Below are 20,183 nucleotides of genomic sequence, written 5' to 3'. Positions count from 1 at the left end.
CTGCCATGACGCATGCCGCCGACTTCCGCGCGCTGTCCGAACTGCTCACCGGCGAGCCCTCCTTGAATCAGGCACTCGCCGACGCCTACCGTCAGCGGCTCAGCCAGGCATACCCCGCCGACCTGCCCAGGCTGATCGACGCCTATCGTGCCGCCTCGGGGCAGTCGGATCCGGCCGTCGCGCTGCGCGCCGCGCTGGACGCCGACACCGCGCTCGCCCGGGCAGCCCGGGAGACCCTCGCCGTCTGGTACACCTCCCAGTTCACCCGCCCCGACGGGACCCTGGACGCCCCGGATACCCCACGGCACTACCAGGAGAGCTTGGTCTGGAAAGTGATCCAGGCTCACCCGCTCTCCGCAGCGCCCATCCCAGGCGGTTACGGCTACTGGACCCAGCACCCTTGAGAGCAGGAGAAAACTCGCCATGGCCCCCGAGTACGACGTCGTGATCGTCGGCGCCGGTGTCGCCGGTGCCTTGTGCGCCTGCCAGATCAAGACCGCCAAGCCGAGCGCCCGCGTACTGCTCCTGGACGCCGGGAACAACGCCATCGACGACGATCAGCGTCGTGCTTTCGTCGATGCCTACCAGGTCTCCCCGGTCAAGAACGTCCCCTCCCCGTATGCCGGCCTCCCGAACAACAGCGCCGGCTACGCCCCCTCCTCGGACGGCGTGGGCGATCCCGTGGCGATGAACCGCTACTACGTGGAGGTCGGGCCAGATCTGTTCAAGAGCGGCTACCAGCGGATGGTCGGCGGCAGTACCTGGGCCTGGCGCGGCAACACCCCGCGCTTCCTGCCCCGGGATTTCCAGCTCAAGTCCCTCTACGGTGTCGGCGTCGACTGGCCGCTGAGCTATACCGACCTGGAGCCCTACTACGGGCGGGCCGAGGTGGAGCTGGGGGTGTCCGGCAACCGGGAGGAATGGGAGGCACTCACTCCACGCAGCACCGACTTCCCGATGCCCGGCATCGCCCCCAGCTACGGTGACGAGTTGGTGCGCGCCGCGCTGGCCCCGATCCCGCCGATCGATGGCACCCCCGTCACCGTGCTCACCACCCCGCAGGCCCGTAACTCCCAGATGTACCAGGGCCGCAGCCCCTGTCAGGGAAACTCCAGTTGCATCCCCGTGTGCCCGTCCGGCGCCAAATACGACGCCTCGGTCCACGTCAAGCGCGCCCGCGACGATCTCGACGTCGAAGTCCGCACCGGCTGCACCGTCACTCGCCTCCAACCCAACCCCGGCAACGCCGCCCCCACGGTCGTCTTCCGCGACTGGACCACTGCCGACAAGGCCGAGCAGCAGGTCACCGGCGCGCACCTCGTCCTCGCCATGGGCGCCGTCGAAACCCCCAAACTCTGGCTGCTCTCCGGCCTGGACAACAAAAGCGACCAGGTCGGCCGCAACCTCATGGACCACCTCGCCGAAGAAGTCGTCGGCCTCTTCAGCCGGCCGGTATTCCCCTTCCGCGGCCCCCAATCCATCCTCAGCATCGAGACCTTCCGCGACGGCGCGTTCCGCCGCGCCACAGGTGCCTTCCGCATGACCATCGGCAACGACGGCTGGGGCCGGACCGAATCACCAGCCGCCGCCGTCGACAAACTCATGTGGGATCCCACCGCCAAGAAGATCAAACTCATCGGCCAGGGCCTTCAGGACGCCCTCGCCGAGCGGGTCACCCGCATGCTGCGCATCGGCTACTCCACCGAGCAGCTGCCCGACCCCGCCAACCGGGTCACGCTTTCGGACGAGCGAGACACCCTCGACGTGGCGCGCCCCAAGATCGCCTACCGCATCGACGACTACTCCAAGCGCGCCCTGGCCTACGGCCACTCCGTGGCCCGCCGGATCTGGCAGCACCTCGAGGACACCGCCGGCGCCACGGAGGTCGATCCGAAGCAGCCGCTGCTGAAGTACAACGGAGCGGGCCACCTCATGGGCACCATGCGCATGGGCCCCGACAAGACCACCTCTGTCGTCGACGCCGACGGACGCTCCCACGCCCATCCCCACCTGTGGGTGATCGGATCCTCGGTCTTCCCCACCGGCGGAACCGCGAACCCCACCCTCACCCTGGCCGCCCTCAGCCTGCGCACTGCCGACACCCTCGCCGTCACCCTCTGAATCACTACGGGATCCCACCACCCGCTCGCTTCTTGGGCGTTGCCACAGGCTACCGGCGCCGACGGGACTGTAAATCGTTCCGCCCTGTCTCGCTTTCGGTGGTGACGCGGAGTCGTAAGGGGTCGTTGGCATTTGCGTGAAGAATGTCAACAAGCTTGTGCAGACGGTGCTTTCAGGGCTCTCCCCGCTGGTCATCGAGAATGTGGTCGACGAAGGCGAGCGGATCGTGGTGCGGGCACGAACTCCGCAGGACACCGTGCGTCGTCGGAACGCGTGCACGGCTATCACTGGCGGACCGTGACCGACGTACCGGTCGACGGGCGCCGAGTGGTGGTCCGCGTGCGGGTGCGGCGTCTGGTGTGTCCCACGCGCGGCTGCCGCCACACCCCTCCGCGAACAGGTGCCCGCAGTCCTGGAGCGCTACCAGCGCCACACAGCCCGTCTGGCCAGGCAAGTCAAGGCCGTGGTCAAGGAGTTAGCGGGCCGGGCAGGAGCACGCTTGCTGGTGACACTCGCGATGGGCCTCTCGCGTCACACGGCTCTGCGCACCCTGTTGCGCATCCCGTTACCCACCGGGCGGGTGCCCCGCGCGATCGGAGTCGACCACTTCGCACTGCGCCGGCGTCACCGCTATGCCACCGTGGTGATCGACGCCGCGACCCTGTGGGTGCCGGGAATTGTGTCAACCGTCCTGACCTGCTGGTTCGGATCTGCCAGACCTCAGGAGCAGCAAGCCTTTCTGAGGCAGCATGCCGGTCGTGGTGATACGGCTGAGCTACCTCCTCGCCTGCCAGACTTTCCGATGGCTTGCCCGTCGCGCGGGTACCAGTCGGCGAAGTCCTCTTCGCACCATAGTCCGTCGAGGCGGTCTCTCACCCACATCGCCGTCGTACCACTCGGACACAGCGACGGTGCCCCGTGTCTCACGATCCGAGGTTGGCGATCAGCCAACGTCGGTGCTTGGATCGATGGGGGTCCTGATCTGAGAACGCGCCTCGATGACCTCGCCTGCCGCCAGCGCCATGTCCTCGTGGAAGGCCCGGCCAACGATCTGGACACCAATGGGAGCGCCACCGTTTCGGTGGACGCCGATTCCGAGTCCGGGCAGGCCGAGCACGGGCACCGCCATGTTGGGCCACTGGCGTGCCATGATCTGCCTTGTGCGATCCACGGATGCCACGTCGTCTCCGAGCGGGAAGGGCGCCTCGCCGGAGTTGGGGAGAAGGAGCAGGGGGAACTTCGACATGAACACCGAGACCTTGTGGCGAAGCATCCCTCGGCGCGCATAGCCGCCAAGGAACTCGCGGAGGTCCACGTCGCCGAACTCCGAGTCGGTGGACAGTTCGAACGCGCGACCATGATGGCTCCCGCGTCGAGCCAGCTCTGCGCCTGCGGGTCGGTCTCGGACGCGGCGTTGTGCAGGTATGCCTCGACTCCATCCGTTGTGGGGTAGCCGACGACGTTCGTGTTGATCTTGAAGGTGACCGGCAGCCCGTGCAACGCGCCGAGTTCCTGCCCGGCGCGTCGCGCCGCATCGGCTCTCTTAGCCTGCTCCATCGCGTCGTCAGCCATCTCGACGAACGCATTGGTCACGGGATTGACCTGCTCGATCCGGCCGAGCACCGCGGCCATGACCTCCTCGGCAGCCACCTGACCGGTGCGCATGGCACCGACCAGCGTGGTCGCCGACCAGCTCCAGAGCTCTGTGTTCATGGGTTGGCCTCCTGGGAGCCCTCCGAGCGGACTGGTTTGCGACGAATTTCGGGGCTTTTCGATCGCTGTGATGAGCTCTTCGACTGCTTGCAGTTCGGACCCTGGGCGTCGGCCGACGCCGGACGGTGGCGGCGGTCAGCGTGCGAGGGACACGGCGAACGGCTGGAATCCGCGACGTCGCAGGACGTGTGGGACCAGCAGGATCAGTGCCTCGGTGGCGCGGGCAGTAGTGATGTCGCCGAGGTCCTCGATCCAGTCCGGCTGCCAGCCCAGGTCGGCGAGGAGGCTGGTAACGACCTTCTTGGCGTGCTCGTCGTCGCCGGACAGGTAGACCGTCGGCGGCGTTGACAGGGAGCCGGGGGCGGTCATGACCATGAAGAGCATGGTGTTGAGGGTCTTGACGACCCGAGTCGCGGGCAGGGCTTGCTGGAGGTGTTCGGCCAGGCTGCTGCCTGGGTAGCACTGCTTTTCAGGGAGACCGTCGGCGGCATCGTGGGTTGCGTTCGAGACGTCGATGAGAATCTTGCCCGCAAGCTCGGCGCGGAACGTCGACAGGCGCTCCAGGGTGGTGTCTCCGGGCGTCGCGTTGATCACGATGTCGGCGGTGCGGGCGGCGGTGCCTTGGTCGGCGAAGCGGATCGACTCGTCGATACCAGCCTCACGGACCGCGGTCTCTTGGGACGGCTGCCGGTAGCCGAGAATCACGTCGTGCCCGGCCGCGGTGAGCTTGCGGGCGAGGTTGGCGCCGACGCGGCCCGCGCCGATGATGCCGATGGTGGTCATGGTGTTCTGCTCCGTGGGTGGTTGTGGCTGGTCAGGCGATGGGTGACAGGGTCTTGACGGCGGCGGCGTGGATGCCGGGGGTCGTTGCCAGGAAGTCGCGGCTGGCCAGGCTCCAGGGCTCGCCGTGGGCGTCGGTGACGGTGCCGCCTGCCTCTGCGACCAGGAGGGCGCCGGCCACCAGGCCCGAGCGGACGTCGGAGAACTGCCAGAAGGCGTCCATCCGTCCGGCCGCGACGTGGATGAGCTGCAGGGTGGCCGGCACGGAGACGCGGACGACGAGGCCATTGATCAGCATCGCCGTGACCGAGTCGCCGATTCTGCGGAATGTCTGCTCGTCCTCGCCGGGCTTGGCCTGACCGGTGCCGATCAAGGCTGCGCTCAGGTCGGTCTTCGCCGACACACGTAGCTGCGCGCCGTTGAGTCGTGCGCCGCTGCCGGCCAGTGCGGTGTAGTCGTCGCCGGTCAGCGGGAGGTGGACAACGGTGAGCACCGGCTGGTTGTCACGCACGAGGGTGGCGGTCACGGCCCAGTCCGGCATGCCGTGGACGTGGTTGATGTTTCCCTCGACCGGGTCGACGATCCACCACTCGCCGGGCGGCAGTGAGCCGCCGGCCAGTTCATCCTCGGCCCAGCGGGAGCCGGGCCGAGCCGCGAGCAACGGCTCTTTGAGCAGGTCCAGCACAGCGTCGTCGTTCGCGTAGATCTCCGAGACGATCTCATCCCTGCTGATGCCGCGAGCGTGGTGGGTGTACCGCTCGCGCAACCGCTCGCCGGCCGCGTGAATCGCGGCGGTGACCTGGGACAGGACCGTGTCATCGAGGCTGGATGCCGTCGCTGAGGGCATGCGGGTACTCCCGAGGAATCGAAGATGGGAAGAAGAAGTCCGGCGCGCTTCAACGCCCGTGCCCCGACGGTAGCCAGCCGCGACTGTTAACAACAAGTGCATGCTTGTAACCCTTAGCATTACTCTCATGCAATTGGATTTGAACCTGCTCACCGCCCTGGATGCCCTCCTCGAGGAGGGCAGCGTCGGCGGCGCGGCTGCCCGCCTGCACGTCACGGCCCCTGCGATGAGCCGCACCCTGGGCCGCATCCGCCACGCCACCGGAGACCCGATCCTGGTACGCACCGGACGCACGATGGTGCCCACCGCCCACGCCCAAGCCATCCGGGCAGAGGTTCACGCGCTCGTGCACCGAGCCCACGAGGTGCTATCCCGTCAACAAGGCGTGGATCTCGCGAGGCTGGACCGCGTGTTCACCGTGCGCTGGCACGACGCGCTCGCCACCGCATGTGGCCCTGCCCTGGTGGCCGCTGTCCACCAACGGGCCCCAGGTGTACGGCTGCGCCTCGTCGCCGAATCCAGCTCCGACACCCCAGAGCTGCGCCGAGGTGAAGTGGACCTGGAATCCAGCTCCACCAAGCCGGCCACACCCGACGGCCGCTACCGGTTCATCGGTCACGACCGCCTCGTAGCGGCCATGCGCCCCAACCACCCCCTGGCCGACCAACCGCTCATCGCCGAGCGCTATGCGGAAGCAGAGCACATCACCGTCTCCCGCCGAGGGCGTCTGCACGACCCGATCGACGACGCCCTGGGCGCACTCGGGCTGGAGCGCCGGGTGATCACGGCGGCGCCGACGGCAGCCACCGCTCTCCACCTCGCGGCTACCACCGACTTGGTGGTAGCCGTCCCAGAGGCGGTCACCCGCTCCACCCTGGAAGCGCTGGATCTGTTGACGTTGCCCTTGCCGGTGGAATTGCCGCCGATCCCGCTGCATCTGGTCTGGCATCAGCGCTATGACAACGACCCTGCCCACATCTGGCTCCGAGACCAGGCACAGGCGGCCTTGGGCGCGGTGTTCCCGCCCCCGATTGCGCCGCGGTAACTCCACGAGTACCGAACAGGCAATGGACGCCCCGAGGAACGACACCTGGACAGGGAGCCAACAAGCGATCTGTCGAAGGAGGACTCCGGTGTCGGAAGAGTTGCACTGGCTCTCGGCCGCCGAGGCCGTCGCCCGGCTGCGTGACGGCTCGCTGGACCTGGCCGACTATGTCGAGGCCCTGTTGGAACGCACCGAGCGTCTCGCGTACTTGAACACGTACATCTCCCATGACCCCGCGCAGGTCAGGCAATCACTGAGCCGCGACCCACGGCCGTCCGGGCCGTTGTTCGGGCTGCCGTTCGCCCTCAAGGACGCGATCGACACCGCCGACCTGCCCACCACCGCCGCGACCCCAGCCCTTCGAAACTGGCGTCCAGGCCGTAATGCCCCGGTCGCCCAAAGACTCCTGGACGCCGGCGGAACCCTCATGGGCAAGCAGGCCCTGGGCGAACTGTCCTTCGGGATCACCGGCAACAACCCGGCCTTCGGAACCGTCGGCAACCCCTACCACCCACGGTTCATGGTGGGCGGAAGCAGCGGCGGAACAGCCGCGGGCATCGCCGCCGGACTCGTCCCGGTCGGCCTGGGCGCCGACACCGGCGGTTCGGCTCGCATTCCCGCAGCGCTCTGCGGCTGCGTCGGCTTCCGACCCAGCCACGGACGCTACGACCAGCAGGGGGTCGTCCCCATCTCCTCCACGCGTGACACCATCGGGCCTCTTGCCCGGACTGTCACCGACATCCGCCTGATCGACGCGATCTGCACGGCCACTTCGGTGGACGATACGGCTGTGGACCTGTCCGGCCTGCGGATCGGCGTGCCCCGCAACTACTTCTACGACGACATCGACGACGAGGTCGGCACCGCCACCGAACGCACGCTCGCGGAGCTCTCCACGGCGGGTGCCATGCTCGTGGAACAGGACCTGCCGGACATCGGCACGCTCAACCAGCGGGTCAGCTTCACGATTGTGCTGTACGAAGCGCTGCGGGAACTGGCAGCGTACCTGTACCAGCACGGTGCACCATTCACCGTGCGCGACGTGGTTACGCAGATGGCCGGTCCCGCCGAGCGTGCAACCCTCGCCTCGATCCTCGACCGCGATGTCGTCTCGGCTGCCGACTACCGCGAAGCACTCGTCGTCCATCGCCCCGCTCTGCAGAAGGCCTACGCAACGTATTTTGCCGACCACGACGTCGCAGCTGTCCTGATCCCCACCACCCCGGCTCCCGCACGCCTGCACCAGGAGCCAGGTCGCGACGGCACTGTCGACCTCAACGGCCGTACGGTCGACACGTTCTTCACGTACATCCGCAACTGCTACCCAGCCAGCAACGCCGGGCTGCCGGCACTGTCCATCCCCTCTCACCTGACCAGCACCGGCATGCCTGCAGGCGTTGAACTCGTCGGACCAGCATCCTCGGATGCACGCCTGCTGGCCATCGGGGAAGCTGCCGAACGCCTCCTTCCCGGACTGCCGAAGCCGACCCTGTAAGAGGGCGTTACGCCTGGCAGAACGCCTTCCACCGGCTCGCCCGCTGCTACGAGCGGCGCACCACCGTCATCTTGGCCACTCGATATACCGGCCCGGTCAGAAGCCCCGATCACGAGAACGTAGCGGCGAACCGTCTCATTGGTACAACGTAGATTCGATGGTGACCCGTGATCCCGGGGACCTGTCGGGCTCGGAAGTCATCGCCGCCGGTAGCAACTGTCGGGCGATCTTGGCTGGCAGCATGTCCGCGTGTTCGCTTCAATGCTGTACAAGGTGGCCCGCAAGCTGTTCCCCGTCCCCGGGGGCTGCTGCGCCGCGACACCGCAAAGGATGCCGAGTTACTCGCGCTCCGGCACGAGAACGCAGTACCGCGCCGCCAGATCGCCAACCCGGTCCACTACGAGCCCGCGGACCGGTTCTGGCTGGCGACGCTGTCCAGCCTGATACACCGTCACCGCTGGCAGACGATCTTCCCCGTCACACCCGGCACGCTCCTGACCTGGCATCGCCGACTCATCGCAGCCAAGTGGGACTACAGCACACGGCGCGCCCGCACCGGACGCCCCCGACCAGAGCGGCGCTCAAGGAACCTCGTGCTACGACTCGCTCAGGAAAACACGAGGTGTGGCCACAGGCGGATCCAGGGCGAACTCGCTCGTCCCGGGCACCCAATCGCCGCCTCCACGGTATGGGAAATCCTGCATGCAGCCGGCATCGACACCGCCCTGGGCCACCGGTTGTACGCCCTGGCGTTCCTCGAGCACGGCACCCGACGCCTGCACATCACCGACCCACCCAGCCGGGAGTGGGCCGTGCAGCAGGCACGGAATGTCGCCGCCGACCTCGGCGTCCGCACCGAGTCCCTGCGGTTCCTCCTGCGCGACCGCGACGGCAAGTACGGGTCGGCCTTCGACGCCGTCTTCCAGGCCGAAGACATGGACGTACCACTCAGCGCACCCCGGGCTCCCCGGATGAACGCACATTGCGAGCGGGTAATCGGCACCATCCGGCGCGAAGCGCTGGATCACGTCCTGATCATGAACGAAGCCCACGCCCGGCACGTTCTGGCCGACTTCCAACGGCTCTACAACACCCATCGGCCCCATCGGTCCCGGAATCAACGGCCGCCCGATGCCCAGGATCAACCCGCCACCGTGCACGACCCGGGCAGCCGCAGGCTCTTGCGCACCCGCGTCCTCGGCGGCACCCTCAACGAGTACCGCTACACCGCTTGATGATGGCCGCGAACAGCGTCTCACCAGGCGTGTCCTGTGTCCCACCGCCCTGCGATCGCACCTGCGAGGGCGGGATCAGCCGCTTCGCGAACCCCCACAGTCCGTCCGGAACAATCCAACTTCACGTACCCGCCCCATGAACGGCCCGACGAGCACCTCACCGCATAGGCCACGGTCTAAGATCTCGTTGGCAGGCAGGCAGGCAGGCAGCGAGAGTTGAGCTCGATTCCGCACCGGTTGCCCTGCCAAGTGTTCTCGACAAGGAACTGCCGGGGAACTTCCGACTCAGGTCACTTCTGACTCAGGTCGCCAGGGCCGGGCGGTCGGCCCCACGGCGCCTCCAGCGTCGTACGCAGGGCGTCGACCTGCTCCCGGCCGATCCGCTCGGCGAGCTGCTCCTCCAGTCGCTCGAGGATGGTGCTGGCCTGGCGGTGTGCGCGTTCTCCTTCACGGGTGCGCCGGATCAGCCGCTGTCGGGCGGAGGCGGGGTGGGGAGCTTGTGCGAGCAGGCCGGCGGCGACCAGGCCGTGCACTGCCTGGTGCGCGGTCTGCCGGGTGACGCCCATGTGCCGGGCCAGCTCCGCCACCGTGCTGCCCTGGTCGTCCAGCACGGCGAAGAGCTGCACCTGCGTCGGGGACACCGGTGCGGCTCCGGCTGCTTCCAGGGCTGTCAGCAGCCCTTCGTCGAACCAGCGCCGGGCATCACCGAGCAGCTGGGGGAGGTTGCGGCGGGTGGAGTGCATCTGTTCCTCACGACGGCGGACGGCGGGGGATCGGGCTCGCCTCCGTGGCTTGCTCACCCTCACTCTTCCGTGTCAGGCTACCTGACATTCCGCTGGCCTGACCCGCCGGAAGTCGATCCGAGGAGCTCGCATGACCATCGAGTACGCCACCCGCTACCGCCGCGCCTCACGCATACCGGCGGAGCCGGGCAAGCCCTACTTCATCGAGAAGGGCGAGGGGGACCGCGCCCACCTCTTCGGCGACCTGATCACCATCTACGCCGGCGGCGAGCAGACCGAGAACACCTTCAATTTCTTCACGGTCGAAGGCCCCAAGGGCGACCTCATCCCGGCCCATCTGCACCCTGACACCCACGAGGTCTTCTACGTCGCCCAGGGCGCGGTGCGGCTGTTCGTCGAGGACACCGAAGGCAACCAGCAGGAGAAGCTGCTCACCCCCGGCGACTTCGGCTTCGTACCCAAGAACTGCCCGCACGCCTACCGCATGGAGCGGCATCACAGCCAGGTCGTCGGCGTCGCCGCCGGCCCCGGCGGCACCTTCGAGCGGTTCTTCGAGAACCTCGGCGCGCCGGCCGAGCGGCTCGGCCTTCCGCACGAGCCCGTCGTCCCCGAGGCCGCCAAGTTCACATCTGTCCCCGATCGGTACGACGTACGCTTCCTGTCCGGCCACCAGTGGCGGACCCGATGACGGCCACCGAGCCGTCGCTGAGGGATCTGATGACCACGCCCCATCCCGACCACGCTGCCCTGCCACGGCGGCGTTGAGTGGCATGAGTGAGCCGCCCGGTGTGCGCGAATTGCGCGGCGTGCCTTACAGCGAAGCCGAAGACAGCCGCCCCCTCAAACTTGACCTGTGACTGTCCGAGACCGACCAGGCGACGCGGCCCGTTCCCCTGGCGCTGTCCGGCCTCTCGAAGTCCGCTGCCGACCGCATCATCGATCACCTCGGCGCCGGACGATCCAAAGCTACCGCTACTCCACCAACGACCAGGCCGTCATCGACGCCGACACCCGCTTGGCTGTTGTGGTCGGACAGCCGCTTCCAGGCAAACATCGATGCCGGCGCCGCGAGATACTTGGCGGACTACTCAACGAGTACCACACCCTGCCACCCCGGCTGCCTCACCATCCACAGAAAACGCCCAGCTCAGCAGCCTGATCGGAATATTGACACCCTTCACGGCCCGCATAGCGCTGAACGTCGGCCCGGTAGTGGGCATTCAGGGCTTGCCATGCACGGAAACGGCATACTTCCCGTCGGTGTATGGTTCGCGGGACCACGTCGCGTACCTGGCTTCCATGGTGAGTCCCACCGCACGGCAGTGCGCGTCGTAGTCGTCCAGCGTGTAACCGCGGTCCAGGGCGAAACCCGCGACGAGACGGCCCGCCGGACGCACGTGGGCCGCCGCCCCAGCCACCAGGGCCGGTTCCGTTCCCGGCGGGGTGAACAGGGGGACATTGCCCGCCAGCACCACGACATCGAAGGACAACCCCAGGTCGAGGTTGATCAGATCCTGCTGGTACCAGCGGATCTGCGGGGCCAGCCGCCGGGCAGTGGCGAGCATCGACTCGTCGATGTCCACACCCGCCACCTCGATCCCGTGACGGACCAACTCGATGGCCACCCGGCCGGTGCCGCAACCCGCATCGAGGACCGTCGTGGGCCCGAAGGAGCGAACCAGCGCGGCTTCACCGTGGATGTCCCCTCCTCTGGCGGCGATGCGGTCAAACCGCGACTGGTACTCGTCACCGTTCCACCTCATGCGGCCAGAGTGTCACATGCATGGGTGCGCGCGACGATACGGGCAGCGAACGCCTCCGACCGCTCCCGGAACCCGCCTGAGGAAGCTACGGTCAGCCCGTCTCCCCTCGATGGACACATCGCCGGATTCGCTCACACCCAGCTCGCCGCAGGCCGCGGCCAAGTGACCGTCTACCGGTGCCTGGCCACCCTCTCCAGCGCCCTGGGCGACGCCGTCCGCCAGCACCGCCTCACCCACAACCCCGCACGCCCCGCCGTCCTCCCCCGACCACCCACCGCCGAGCGACGGATCTGGACAGCCGAGGAAGCAACCCGCTTCCTGCGCTACTGCCACCACACCGACCCACTCATCGCCGACCTGTGCGAACTCCTCATCGGCACCGGCATGCGCAAAGAAGAAGCCCTCGCCCTCCACTGGCACGACGTGCACCTCAACGAACAGGTGCTCTACGTCCGTTACACCCTCTCAGCCATCAACAACGCCCGCCTGGTCATCACCTCACCGAAGACACGCAGCAGCAAGAACTGGGTCGCCATATCCCCGCGCGTGGCAGCCGGCGCCTGGTGGTCACAGGGCCCCCGGGATCGGGGAAGACCCTGCTGGCGCTCGAGCTGGCCGTACGACTGCTGGAGGACCGCGAGGCCGAGGATCCCGTACCGTTCAAAATCTCGCTGGCCACCTGGGACACGGCTGTTCCCTTCGCCGACTGGCTGGTGGAAGAGCTCTCCCGATTGCCGGGATGCCCCCAGTCGCTCGCCGCCATGCTCGTGCATGACAGATCGGTCCTCCCCGTCCTCGACGGTTTGGACGAGATGGTGGATGAGAATGACACGAACCAACGTTCCCGGGCAGCCCTTACAGCGCTCAACCAGGCGGAGCGCGGCGAAGCTCTCGTGCTCACCTGCCGCGGGGACGCGTACGACGCCATGCGAGCGTCGCGCTGCTGGCTGCAGGACTGTGCTCCGGTCGAGCTTCATGACGTTCCGCCACACCACGCTCGTGAGTACCTGGAAGGCCGAGCACACGACGCCGGGCTATGGCGCGATGTGCTGCGCGATATCGATCGGCGGCGGTCGGGTGTACTGGCCATGACGCTGACCACTCCCTGGCTGTTGACCATGGTGTCCACCGTCGCCGAAGCCGACAGGGACACGGCCTTCCTCCAGCCGTTCCTCGATCAACTGGCGCGGCCGGCCACTGTCTCGGCGTTCGAACGCGAGCTGCTCTCACGCTACCTGTCTTCTGTCACCTCGCTGCATGCTCTTCCGGGCGGACGGCATTACGACCACGGTGATGTCCACCGCTGGTCGTCGCGGCTCGCCGACTACCTGCGGGAGACGGGCGGGCGCGTCTTCGGCGGACGGCTGATGTCCGGCAGGGAGATCACCCTTCACGAGCTGTGGCCCGTTGCAGGAAGTCGTCTGCCGCGGGTGGTCACCGCTGCGCTCACGGTGGCCCTGTGGGTCCCGGTCTTCATCTCCCTGGGAGTGTGCCTGGACCGGCAGAGTTTCTTTCCGCAGCCGGGTGCCGGGATTCTTCTGCTGCTGTCGTTATTACCCTTGGCCGCTGTGCTCAGCAGTCTCGGCCACTGGCCCCAGCCCCGGCGCGTCATTCTCGGCAATCTCGTCACCGCTCGCGGCGCCGGCCGTGTCGCCTGCGCGGCAGGGCTGGGGACAGTGCTGGCAGTGAACGCAGCGGCGGTCTTCTCTGCCGGGTTCGGCTGGATGTACGGCGTGGGATTCGCCCTGGTCTTCGGTCTCGGTCTGGCGGTGTCCGTGCGCTCGGACATCCACCTCAAGGCAGCCGTGTCGGCAGCCCTTGCCGTGGGACTGGCCGGAGGTGCCGCTGCGGGGGCAGCGCTCCAGGGCTTCGGCGCGTTCGCCGGCCTGGTAGCGGGGCTCGCCGGAGGAGCACTGGCGCTGGCTGTGGCAGTACATGTGGGAATCGCTCTGGCCCGCAGAAGGGGAGGCGGCCTCCCCGACCAGGATGAACCCGGGCTCCCGACTCCCGACAGTGCGCTGCACAACGATGTCGTGGCGGGTGTTGTCGCGGGAGCGATCACAGGGGTCATCGCGTTGATCGTGGCCTGGCGCGCGTCGTGGATGTCCGTCCCGCTGCCTCTTGCGGTCGTCGTGGGTGCCTCGGCCTTCCTCGCCGCCGGCCCCGGATTCACCTCGGCTGTGTCACGACGCTACGTGGCCCTGCTCCTGTGCACCAGGGGGCATCTTCCCTGGCGCCTTGCCCGTTTCCTACGGTGGGCGCGTACCGCAGGCATCATGCGCATCGCCTCCACGGCATACCAGTTCCGCCACGACCGCCTACTCCAATGGCTCGGACGGTGAGGGGTCAAGAACACAGCGAGCGCATCGCACCGATTCCCGCGATCACGCTCGGCCTCGCCCAGTGTGGTTCACACTGTGCGGACTTGTTGCCATACCTTCGGCTGACGATCAGACCGGCTTCCCGGAGAGCCGAAATCTGTCGGCTGGCGGTGGAAGGCAGGATTCTCATGCGGCGGGCGATGTCGGTGGTGGCACCCGGAGTCTCGGCGATGGTGTGCAGGAGTCGAGCTCTTGCTGTACCGAGCACGGCGGACAGGCTCGCATCGCCCCGGTGCGTCCCGGCCTCGGGAAGTGCCCAGTTGGCGTCGTTGATTTCTAGGAACAGCGTTTATCGACGGATTCCGGAGGCAGTTGGTGATCAACCGGTTCTGGAAGATCGAGGAAAAATGACAGCGCTGCCGTGCCCCAACGTGGACGGCCGGCCCCTGTCAGGGCGGCTGGCCGTCGAAGCAGGTAGGACCCGTCCAGCGGATCAAGGTGGGCGGTGCGGATTGCCCCTGTCCCCGTCCAATGCCGCCTTGCGAGAGACGAAGTGGAGCTGCCGTCACCGCCGACCGCTGTCCCGTTGTCCCTCAAGGCCGTCGAGGAGGTCGTCGAGGGCCTTGTCGAGGGCTTCGGAGTTGGCCGGGGTGAACCATGTGGTGCGGATGCGCTCATTGCTTCCGTTCGGGGTTTCGTGGTCGGCCGCGAGCTGATGCAGGGAGCGGGTCTGGTCGCCCAGGGCGCGGCCGACGCCCTGGAAGAGGCCGCGAACGTAGCTGTCTGCATTGTCGGAGGCGATGCCGTGGCCGATGGCCCACGATGTGAGGGTGGCGAGATAGGCGTAGTGGGTGGTCAGCGTTCCCGTCAGCGCGGAGAAGGCATTGAAGGCCGTCTCGTCCTCGGCCGGGAGCACCCCGCCCAAGCGCTCGAAGAGGGAGTTCGCCGCCGAGTGCGACGGGTACGTCACCGTGACGGAGCGGCGTTCGCGTACGGCGGGCAGGGGGATCGCCCGTACCACCGGGGCATCGGTGGCCAGCGTCTGGCGCAGATCGTCGATGCCGACGCCGGCCATCACATTGACCACCAGTTTGCCGCCGTCCACCCGCAAGCCGGCGAGTGCTTCGTGCCGGTCCTGACGGCTCACGGCGATGATCACCATCTCGGAATGGTCCACCACCTCCTGATTGTCGGCGCACACCCGCACGCTCTCAAAGCGCTCGGACAGTTCCGCGACCGTGCCCGCTCCCCGAGGGGAGAGGAACACCTCCGGAGACTTGTCGTCCCCGTCGCACAGGCCCGTCACGATGGCCCGGCCGATCTCGCCCACTCCGATGATGCCGATGCGCTTCACTGCGTCTACCTCCATGGTGCGTGGTGGTCCTAGCCCAAACCGGTCCGGGTCAGTGACGATGAGTCGGTACTGCTCGGGTCCGTGTCGCGGGAACCGCGATGTCGGTCCCGCCTGAGCTGGGTATCGGGGCCTGCAAGCAGGAACCCTGGGTATTCCGGACCCAGCCGACGCTAGTCGAATACCCGATCGACTCGATTGCGAGTTTTTGCGCCAAAACGCAATAATCTTGCATGCCCGAACCGCAGCCATCCCGCCTGGACGAGATCGACGCGCAACTCCTGGATCTCCTCCAGCGCGACGCCGAACGTACCCTGCACGAACTCGGCGAACGAGTCGGGCCCTCACCGAGCGCCGTCCAGCGGCGGATCGCCCGCTTCCGCAAGGACGGCCTCATCACCAGGCAGGTCGCCGTCCTCGACCCGCACCGCTTCGGCCCCACGTCCTGGCCGCGGTCCTGGTGACCCTCAACCAGGAATCGTTCGGGCACCACCGCGCCTTCGCCGAACGGATGCGCTCCGACCCGCAGGTCCAGCAGTGTTACCAGGTCGCGGGAGCGTGGGACTATGTGGTCGTCCTGGCCGCGCGGAGCATGCGCGAATGCAGCCGCCTCGGCAACCGCCTGTTCAACTCGGACGACAACATCAGGCGTTACGAAACCCTGCTGGTGTTCGACACCATCAAGACCGGCCTGACTCTCCCGCTTCCCGCGCCACAGCCCTCTCGACCACAAGATGGGCGGTCGTGAGTGGGGAGGGGTCCAGAGCACTCGCCCGGGGCGGGAGCTCGCTTTCGCAGGAGGGCTCCCTTCTGATCGCTGCTAGGCGTCACGAGGTGCTCGTGCTGGCCTCATCCGCTGGGCCGTGGTGGTGCCAGGCGGCAGCCCGCCCAGCTGCCGGTCGACATCACCGTGGGAGGGGTCGAGCGAACGGCGTGCGGCGTTGGCGGAGTCCATCATGTCCGCCCAGGGATTGACGGGTACCGGGCTGGTACTTCGACCGTGACCGTCGAGTAGCCAGCCCATGCGTTTGCTCATGCGCAGGACGATGGCGCGTTCGGTCAGTGTCAGCGTGGGGAAACGTTCGGCGAGTCTGGTCTCCAGACGCTGGCTGTCGCCAAGGGAGCGCAGCCAGACGATGACGAGCAGGTTGTCCGTTCCGGTGATCGCGGCGCACATCCTGATTTCCGGCAGGGTCAGCAGCGTCTGAGCGATCCTGTCGAGTTCGTGGGCGGGGACGCGAGCCCAGAAGTAGGCGTGCACGGGCCAGCCGCTGATGATGTCGGACACTTCGCAGCGGAAGGACACCAGGCTCTCTCGGACCATGCGTTCCAGGCGCCGGCGGGTGGTGGACACGCTTGTCGAAGTGAGGGCGGCAAGTTCGGCGGCTGTCCGGCGGCCGTCGGAAGACAGAGGAAGCAGAAGATCGCGGAACCCTTCGTGGGACGACCGGCTTCCTGCAGAGGTCTGCGGGTTGTGGCGGGCCAGGTGGGCGCGCTGGTCGGGCGAGAGGGCCTGGAGCCGCCACTTGTTGCCTTCGCTGTAGAAGCGGGTTGCGGTGCGGGTACGGGTGCCGCGTACTCCGGGCAGCTGGCTGACGTAGTCCAGTACGAACCGCGACAGCGCCTGAAGGTCGGTGAACAGGGCCACAAGGAACAGGTCGCGGCCGCTGGCGACCTGGGAGACCGAGGCGATCTGCGGCACGCCGGCGAGCACGTCCACCACCTGCTTCCGGGCGGTGGGTTGGCAGTCGACTTCGATGAAGGCCAGACAGCACTGTTCGGTCCACAGCGCCAGGTTCGGGTAGGCGGTCACCCAGACGACGCCCTGTTCGGTCATGCGCTCCCAGCGCCGCGCCACGGTGGCCGAGTGGAGGCCGAGAACCTTTCCCACTTCGGTCCAGGTAGCCCGCGGCGCTATCTGCATCACATTGATCAGCGACAGATCATCTTCGTCGAGGCTGAACGAATCTTGCATTGGATCGCATCCTGTGAACGTTCCTGCCTAATTCGGCGCTGCTGTCGCGCGCCTGTCCACCCTAGGGACATCCGCCGTTCGGCACCATGCCCAAGTCTCTGGAGGTGCACCCGCTGTCATGGCGACCTGTGAGGATGCGACTGCGCTGCGCGATGAGCTGGTCAGGCTGCGCCGCAGCCTGCACACCGATCCCGAGGTGGGGCTGAACCTGCCGCGCACCCAGGAGAAAGTGCTGGGGGCGCTGGACGGCCTGCCACTGGAGATCTCCACGGGCAGCCGGCTGTCCTCGGTTACGGCAGTGCTGCGCGGAGGGCGGCCAGGACCCGCCGTGCTGCTCCGGGCGGACATGGACGCCCTGCCGGTGACGGAGCGCACCGGTCTGGAATTCTCCTCCGCGACACCGGGCGTCATGCACGCCTGCGGCCACGATCTGCACACCACGATGCTGATCGGTGCCGCCCATGTGCTCGCCGCGCGGCGGCGGGATCTGACCGGCGACGTGGTGCTGATGTTCCAGCCGGGCGAGGAGGGGTGCGACGGAGCCGGCGCGATGCTGGCCGAAGGCATCCTGGAGGCGGCGGGACCCCGGCCGGTCGCGGCCTACGCACTGCACGTGTTCACCACCGACTTTCCCACCGGCATCTTCATGGCGCGCAGCGGTGCGACCATGGCGGCGACCAACGACGTGGATGTCACCGTCATCGGGGCCGGCGGACACGCCTCGGCGCCGCACCGTGCCAAGGATCCGGTGCCCGCGGCATGCGAGATGGTCACCGCGCTCCAGACCATGGTCTCCCGAACCTGCGACCCCTTCGACCCGGTCGTCCTGACCATCGGTTCCTTCCACGCCGGCACCCGCCGCAACGTGATCCCCGAAGCGGTGCGACTGGAGGGCACCGTGCGCACGTTCTCCACCCGGGCGCAGAACCGGATGCAGGACGCGGTGGTGACCCTCGTACGCCAGATCGCCGCCGCCCACGGTCTGCGGGCGGAGGTCGAGTTCACCAAGCGCTACCCGGTGACGGTCAACGACGAGCGCGAGACCGCCTTCGTCCGGTCCACCGTCACCGAGACCTTCGGCGAGCACCGCTTCCGGCCGCTCGCCCACCCCCTCACCGGCGCCGAGGACTTCTCCCGCATCCTGGGCGAGGTGCCCGGCAGCCTGGTCATGCTGGGCGCCGCTCCGTCCGGTGCAGACCCCTCGACCGTGGCGAACAACCACTCGCCGTATGCGGAGTTCGACGAGGGCGTGCTGTGCGACGGCGCCGCTCTCTACGCCGATCTCGCCACCCGCCGACTGTCAGCACAGCCAGCCGGAGGACTCGCTTCGACTCTCGCCTGCTGACCGCCCCCGCCGCTCACCTAGGAGGTCCCCTTGTCACCCGCACCCTCCACCTGCCCGGTGCCCGTCACCGAGCCGGGCCACAGACACTCCGGCCGAGAACAACGTCGCGCCCTCATCGGCACCGGCATCGGCAACGCGCTCGAGTGGTACGACTGGCACGTCTACGGCATCTTCGCGCCGTTCTTCGCCCAGCAGTTCTTCAATCCGGACAACGAACTGTCGGCCTTGCTGTCCACGCTGGCCATCTTCGCCGTGGGCTTCGCGATGCGGCCGATCGGCGCCTTCGTCTTCGGCCGGCTCGCTGACCGTAAGGGCCGGCGCCTGGCCATGCTGCTCTCGATCAGCATGGGGTCGGCGGGCAGCCTGGCGATAGGACTCGCCCCCACCTACGCGAGCGTCGGCGCCGTGGCCTCGCTGATTCTGCTCCTGGCCAGGCTCATACAGGGCATGGCACATGGCGGCGAACTGCCCTCTTCCCAGACCTACCTCGCCGAGATAGCCCCACCCGAGCGCCGCGGCCGGTGGACCAGCGCCATCTACGTCTCCGGGGCCTGCGGCATGCTGATCGCCACCCTGCTGGGCGCCGGCCTCGCGACCCTGTACGGCACGGAAGCCCTGGAGGCATGGGGCTGGCGAGTACCGTTCGTCATCGGCGGGCTGCTCGGCATCTACGCCCTGTTCCTGCGGCGCAAACTCACGGAGACGCACGCCTTCAACAAGGAGCACACCTCCCACGGTGCGGCCCCGCAGCGCCTGTCCGTGCTGCGCGGCATGTGGCAGAACCGTGCCGCTGCCGGGCGGGTGATCGGCGTGACCGCAGGCTTCACGGTGACCTACCAGGCCTGGACCACCGCTGCCCCCACCTACGCCATCAGCGTGACGAAGCTGGACTCGACCGCAGTGCTGCTCGCCGAGGTGGTCGCACTCTTGATCTTCATTGCGGCGCTGCCGCTGTGCGGATCACTGTCCGACCGGCTCGGACGCCGACCCAACATGCTGATCTTCGCTCTGGGTATGGCAGTGCTCGCCTACCCCCTGCTGCTCCTGGCCCGAGCGGGCCAAGTCTGGCAGCTCGGCCTGGCCATGACCATCGCCCTGCTCTTCACCGCGATGTGCGCGTCCATCGCGCCCGCGATCTTCGCCGAACTGTTCCCCACCCACGTGCGTACCACCGGCACCGGCGTCCCCTACGCGATCGCCGTGGCACTCTTCGGAGGAACCACCCCCTACCTTCAGACCTGGCTCGCCAGCCACCACGCACAGAACTACTTCACCGGCTACAACATCGCTCTGCTGCTCGTCGGCGCCCTGGTCGTCCTCACCGGCCCCGAGACACGAGCCAAGCCACTGGAGTAGGCCCCAGCCAGACCAACGGCGGACGGCGTCCTCATCACTGCCCCGGTCACCCCAACCACGGGGCCCCGATAGCCCCGGTACTCGCCGCGGGGT

Annotated in this window: 18 protein-coding genes and 5 pseudogenes; 13 read left to right on the top strand and 10 right to left on the bottom strand. The window is 67.8% G+C overall.

Going from position 1 to position 20,183, the window contains the following annotated elements; all coding sequences use genetic code 11:
• Window positions 1-5: 5 nt before the first annotated feature.
• The 3 genes and pseudogenes from JK363_RS13510 to JK363_RS13500 all read left to right on the top strand — a co-directional run.
• Window positions 6-404 carry a sugar dehydrogenase complex small subunit gene (locus tag JK363_RS13510; protein ID WP_201875108.1) on the top strand — a complete coding sequence of 133 codons (399 nt, stop codon included), beginning with the start codon at window positions 6-8 and terminating at the stop codon, window positions 402-404.
• Window positions 405-423: 19 nt separating this feature from the next.
• On the top strand, window positions 424-2,121 hold the full coding sequence (locus JK363_RS13505) for a GMC family oxidoreductase (protein ID WP_201875107.1): 1,698 nt from the start codon (window positions 424-426) through the stop codon (window positions 2,119-2,121).
• A 136-nt stretch (window positions 2,122-2,257) separates the two neighbouring features.
• Window positions 2,258-2,782, top strand: a pseudogene (locus JK363_RS13500) (transposase family protein); the annotation flags it as partial.
• 282 nt (window positions 2,783-3,064) lie between these two features.
• Here the strand turns inward: JK363_RS13500 and JK363_RS13495 are convergent.
• The 4 genes and pseudogenes from JK363_RS13495 to JK363_RS13480 all read right to left on the bottom strand — a co-directional run bounded on the left by JK363_RS13495 (window position 3,065) and on the right by JK363_RS13480 (window position 5,461).
• Window positions 3,065-3,436, bottom strand: coding sequence for an amidase family protein (locus tag JK363_RS13495; protein ID WP_201875106.1), 372 nt, complete (start codon window positions 3,434-3,436; stop codon window positions 3,065-3,067).
• A 23-nt stretch (window positions 3,437-3,459) separates the two neighbouring features.
• A pseudogene (locus JK363_RS44635) lies at window positions 3,460-3,753 on the bottom strand (amidase family protein); the annotation flags it as partial.
• Window positions 3,754-3,969: 216 nt separating this feature from the next.
• A pseudogene (locus JK363_RS13485) lies at window positions 3,970-4,626 on the bottom strand (NADPH-dependent F420 reductase); the annotation flags it as partial.
• 22 nt (window positions 4,627-4,648) lie between these two features.
• Window positions 4,649-5,461: an inositol monophosphatase family protein gene (locus JK363_RS13480; protein ID WP_201875104.1), complete on the bottom strand. Its 813-nt coding sequence runs from the start codon at window positions 5,459-5,461 to the stop codon at window positions 4,649-4,651.
• 127 nt (window positions 5,462-5,588) lie between these two features.
• Here JK363_RS13480 and JK363_RS13475 point away from each other — a divergent pair, with 127 nt between their 5' ends.
• The 3 genes from JK363_RS13475 to JK363_RS13465 all read left to right on the top strand — a co-directional run bounded on the left by JK363_RS13475 (window position 5,589) and on the right by JK363_RS13465 (window position 9,236).
• On the top strand, window positions 5,589-6,506 hold the full coding sequence (locus JK363_RS13475) for a LysR family transcriptional regulator (protein WP_201875365.1): 918 nt from the start codon (window positions 5,589-5,591) through the stop codon (window positions 6,504-6,506).
• Between the two features lie 88 nt (window positions 6,507-6,594).
• Window positions 6,595-8,001 carry an amidase family protein gene (locus JK363_RS13470; protein WP_201875103.1) on the top strand — a complete coding sequence of 469 codons (1,407 nt, stop codon included), beginning with the start codon at window positions 6,595-6,597 and terminating at the stop codon, window positions 7,999-8,001.
• A gap of 167 nt (window positions 8,002-8,168) precedes the next feature.
• The gene (locus JK363_RS13465; protein ID WP_307821714.1) at window positions 8,169-9,236 is read left to right on the top strand and encodes an integrase core domain-containing protein; all 1,068 of its coding nucleotides are present in this window, start codon (window positions 8,169-8,171) and stop codon (window positions 9,234-9,236) included.
• On the opposite strand, the pseudogene JK363_RS13460 reads toward JK363_RS13465, so the two are convergent.
• Window positions 9,235-9,351: pseudogene (locus JK363_RS13460) on the bottom strand (IS5/IS1182 family transposase); the annotation flags it as partial. The gene JK363_RS13465 and the pseudogene JK363_RS13460 sit on opposite strands and share 2 nt — an antisense overlap.
• Before the next feature lie 175 nt (window positions 9,352-9,526).
• Window positions 9,527-9,979, bottom strand: a complete 453-nt coding sequence (locus JK363_RS13455) for a MarR family winged helix-turn-helix transcriptional regulator (protein WP_201875102.1) — start codon at window positions 9,977-9,979, stop codon at window positions 9,527-9,529.
• 130 nt (window positions 9,980-10,109) lie between these two features.
• Between JK363_RS13455 and JK363_RS13450 the strand changes: the two genes are divergently transcribed.
• Both JK363_RS13450 and JK363_RS13445 read left to right on the top strand, forming a co-directional pair.
• Window positions 10,110-10,667, top strand: a complete 558-nt coding sequence (locus JK363_RS13450; RefSeq protein WP_201875101.1) for a quercetin 2,3-dioxygenase — start codon at window positions 10,110-10,112, stop codon at window positions 10,665-10,667.
• Window positions 10,668-10,878: 211 nt separating this feature from the next.
• Window positions 10,879-11,042: pseudogene (locus tag JK363_RS13445) on the top strand (IS5/IS1182 family transposase); the annotation flags it as partial.
• Between the two features lie 157 nt (window positions 11,043-11,199).
• On the opposite strand, the gene JK363_RS13440 reads toward JK363_RS13445, so the two are convergent.
• Window positions 11,200-11,742, bottom strand: a complete 543-nt coding sequence (locus tag JK363_RS13440) for a class I SAM-dependent DNA methyltransferase (RefSeq protein ID WP_201875100.1) — start codon at window positions 11,740-11,742, stop codon at window positions 11,200-11,202.
• Window positions 11,743-11,918: 176 nt separating this feature from the next.
• Between JK363_RS13440 and JK363_RS13435 the strand changes: the two genes are divergently transcribed.
• The gene (locus JK363_RS13435) at window positions 11,919-14,084 is read left to right on the top strand and encodes an NACHT domain-containing protein (RefSeq protein ID WP_307821713.1); all 2,166 of its coding nucleotides are present in this window, start codon (window positions 11,919-11,921) and stop codon (window positions 14,082-14,084) included.
• 4 nt (window positions 14,085-14,088) lie between these two features.
• Here the strand turns inward: JK363_RS13435 and JK363_RS44630 are convergent, their stop codons facing one another.
• Both JK363_RS44630 and JK363_RS13425 read right to left on the bottom strand, forming a co-directional pair.
• Complete coding sequence (locus JK363_RS44630; protein ID WP_201875098.1) at window positions 14,089-14,331, bottom strand: winged helix-turn-helix domain-containing protein; 243 nt, start codon at window positions 14,329-14,331, stop codon at window positions 14,089-14,091.
• Window positions 14,332-14,628: 297 nt separating this feature from the next.
• Window positions 14,629-15,432, bottom strand: a complete 804-nt coding sequence (locus tag JK363_RS13425) for an NAD(P)-binding domain-containing protein (RefSeq protein WP_201875097.1) — start codon at window positions 15,430-15,432, stop codon at window positions 14,629-14,631.
• Between the two features lie 215 nt (window positions 15,433-15,647).
• Between JK363_RS13425 and JK363_RS13420 the strand changes: the two genes are divergently transcribed.
• Window positions 15,648-15,878 (top strand): Lrp/AsnC family transcriptional regulator, encoded by a 231-nt coding sequence (locus JK363_RS13420; RefSeq protein WP_201875096.1) that lies wholly within the window; start codon window positions 15,648-15,650, stop codon window positions 15,876-15,878.
• A complete protein-coding gene (locus tag JK363_RS13415; protein WP_201875095.1) occupies window positions 15,875-16,162 on the top strand; it encodes an Lrp/AsnC family transcriptional regulator in 288 nt (95 codons plus the stop codon). The genes JK363_RS13420 and JK363_RS13415 overlap by 4 nt, the downstream gene beginning before the upstream one ends.
• A gap of 72 nt (window positions 16,163-16,234) precedes the next feature.
• Here the strand turns inward: JK363_RS13415 and JK363_RS13410 are convergent, their stop codons facing one another.
• Window positions 16,235-17,389: an Lrp/AsnC family transcriptional regulator gene (locus tag JK363_RS13410; protein ID WP_201875094.1), complete on the bottom strand. Its 1,155-nt coding sequence runs from the start codon at window positions 17,387-17,389 to the stop codon at window positions 16,235-16,237.
• A 118-nt stretch (window positions 17,390-17,507) separates the two neighbouring features.
• Between JK363_RS13410 and JK363_RS13405 the strand changes: the two genes are divergently transcribed.
• Window positions 17,508-18,734, top strand: a complete 1,227-nt coding sequence (locus JK363_RS13405) for a M20 metallopeptidase family protein (protein WP_201875093.1) — start codon at window positions 17,508-17,510, stop codon at window positions 18,732-18,734.
• A 30-nt stretch (window positions 18,735-18,764) separates the two neighbouring features.
• A complete protein-coding gene (locus JK363_RS13400) occupies window positions 18,765-20,090 on the top strand; it encodes an MFS transporter (RefSeq protein ID WP_215910900.1) in 1,326 nt (441 codons plus the stop codon).
• Window positions 20,091-20,183 lie beyond the last annotated feature (93 nt).

This window comes from Streptomyces coffeae (assembly GCF_016741875.1).
Taxonomy (GTDB): Bacteria; Actinomycetota; Actinomycetes; order Streptomycetales; family Streptomycetaceae; genus Streptomyces; species Streptomyces coffeae.
This window is presented reverse-complemented; position numbering and strand designations above follow the sequence as displayed.

Excerpts from the sequence above, each read along its gene's own strand:
- JK363_RS13510 (WP_201875108.1), top strand. The coding sequence starts at position 6 with ATGACGCATGCCGCCGACTTCCGCGCGCTGTCCGAACTGCTCACCGGC.
- JK363_RS13505 (WP_201875107.1), top strand. The coding sequence starts at position 424 with ATGGCCCCCGAGTACGACGTCGTGATCGTCGGCGCCGGTGTCGCCGGT.
- JK363_RS13480 (WP_201875104.1), bottom strand. The coding sequence starts at position 5,461 with ATGCCCTCAGCGACGGCATCCAGCCTCGATGACACGGTCCTGTCCCAG.
- JK363_RS13475 (WP_201875365.1), top strand. The coding sequence starts at position 5,589 with ATGCAATTGGATTTGAACCTGCTCACCGCCCTGGATGCCCTCCTCGAG.
- JK363_RS13455 (WP_201875102.1), bottom strand. The coding sequence starts at position 9,979 with ATGCACTCCACCCGCCGCAACCTCCCCCAGCTGCTCGGTGATGCCCGG.
- JK363_RS13450 (WP_201875101.1), top strand. The coding sequence starts at position 10,110 with ATGACCATCGAGTACGCCACCCGCTACCGCCGCGCCTCACGCATACCG.
- JK363_RS13440 (WP_201875100.1), bottom strand. The coding sequence starts at position 11,742 with ATGAGGTGGAACGGTGACGAGTACCAGTCGCGGTTTGACCGCATCGCC.
- JK363_RS13425 (WP_201875097.1), bottom strand. The coding sequence starts at position 15,432 with ATGGAGGTAGACGCAGTGAAGCGCATCGGCATCATCGGAGTGGGCGAG.
- JK363_RS13420 (WP_201875096.1), top strand. The coding sequence starts at position 15,648 with ATGCCCGAACCGCAGCCATCCCGCCTGGACGAGATCGACGCGCAACTC.
- JK363_RS13410 (WP_201875094.1), bottom strand. The coding sequence starts at position 17,389 with ATGCAAGATTCGTTCAGCCTCGACGAAGATGATCTGTCGCTGATCAAT.
- JK363_RS13405 (WP_201875093.1), top strand. The coding sequence starts at position 17,508 with ATGGCGACCTGTGAGGATGCGACTGCGCTGCGCGATGAGCTGGTCAGG.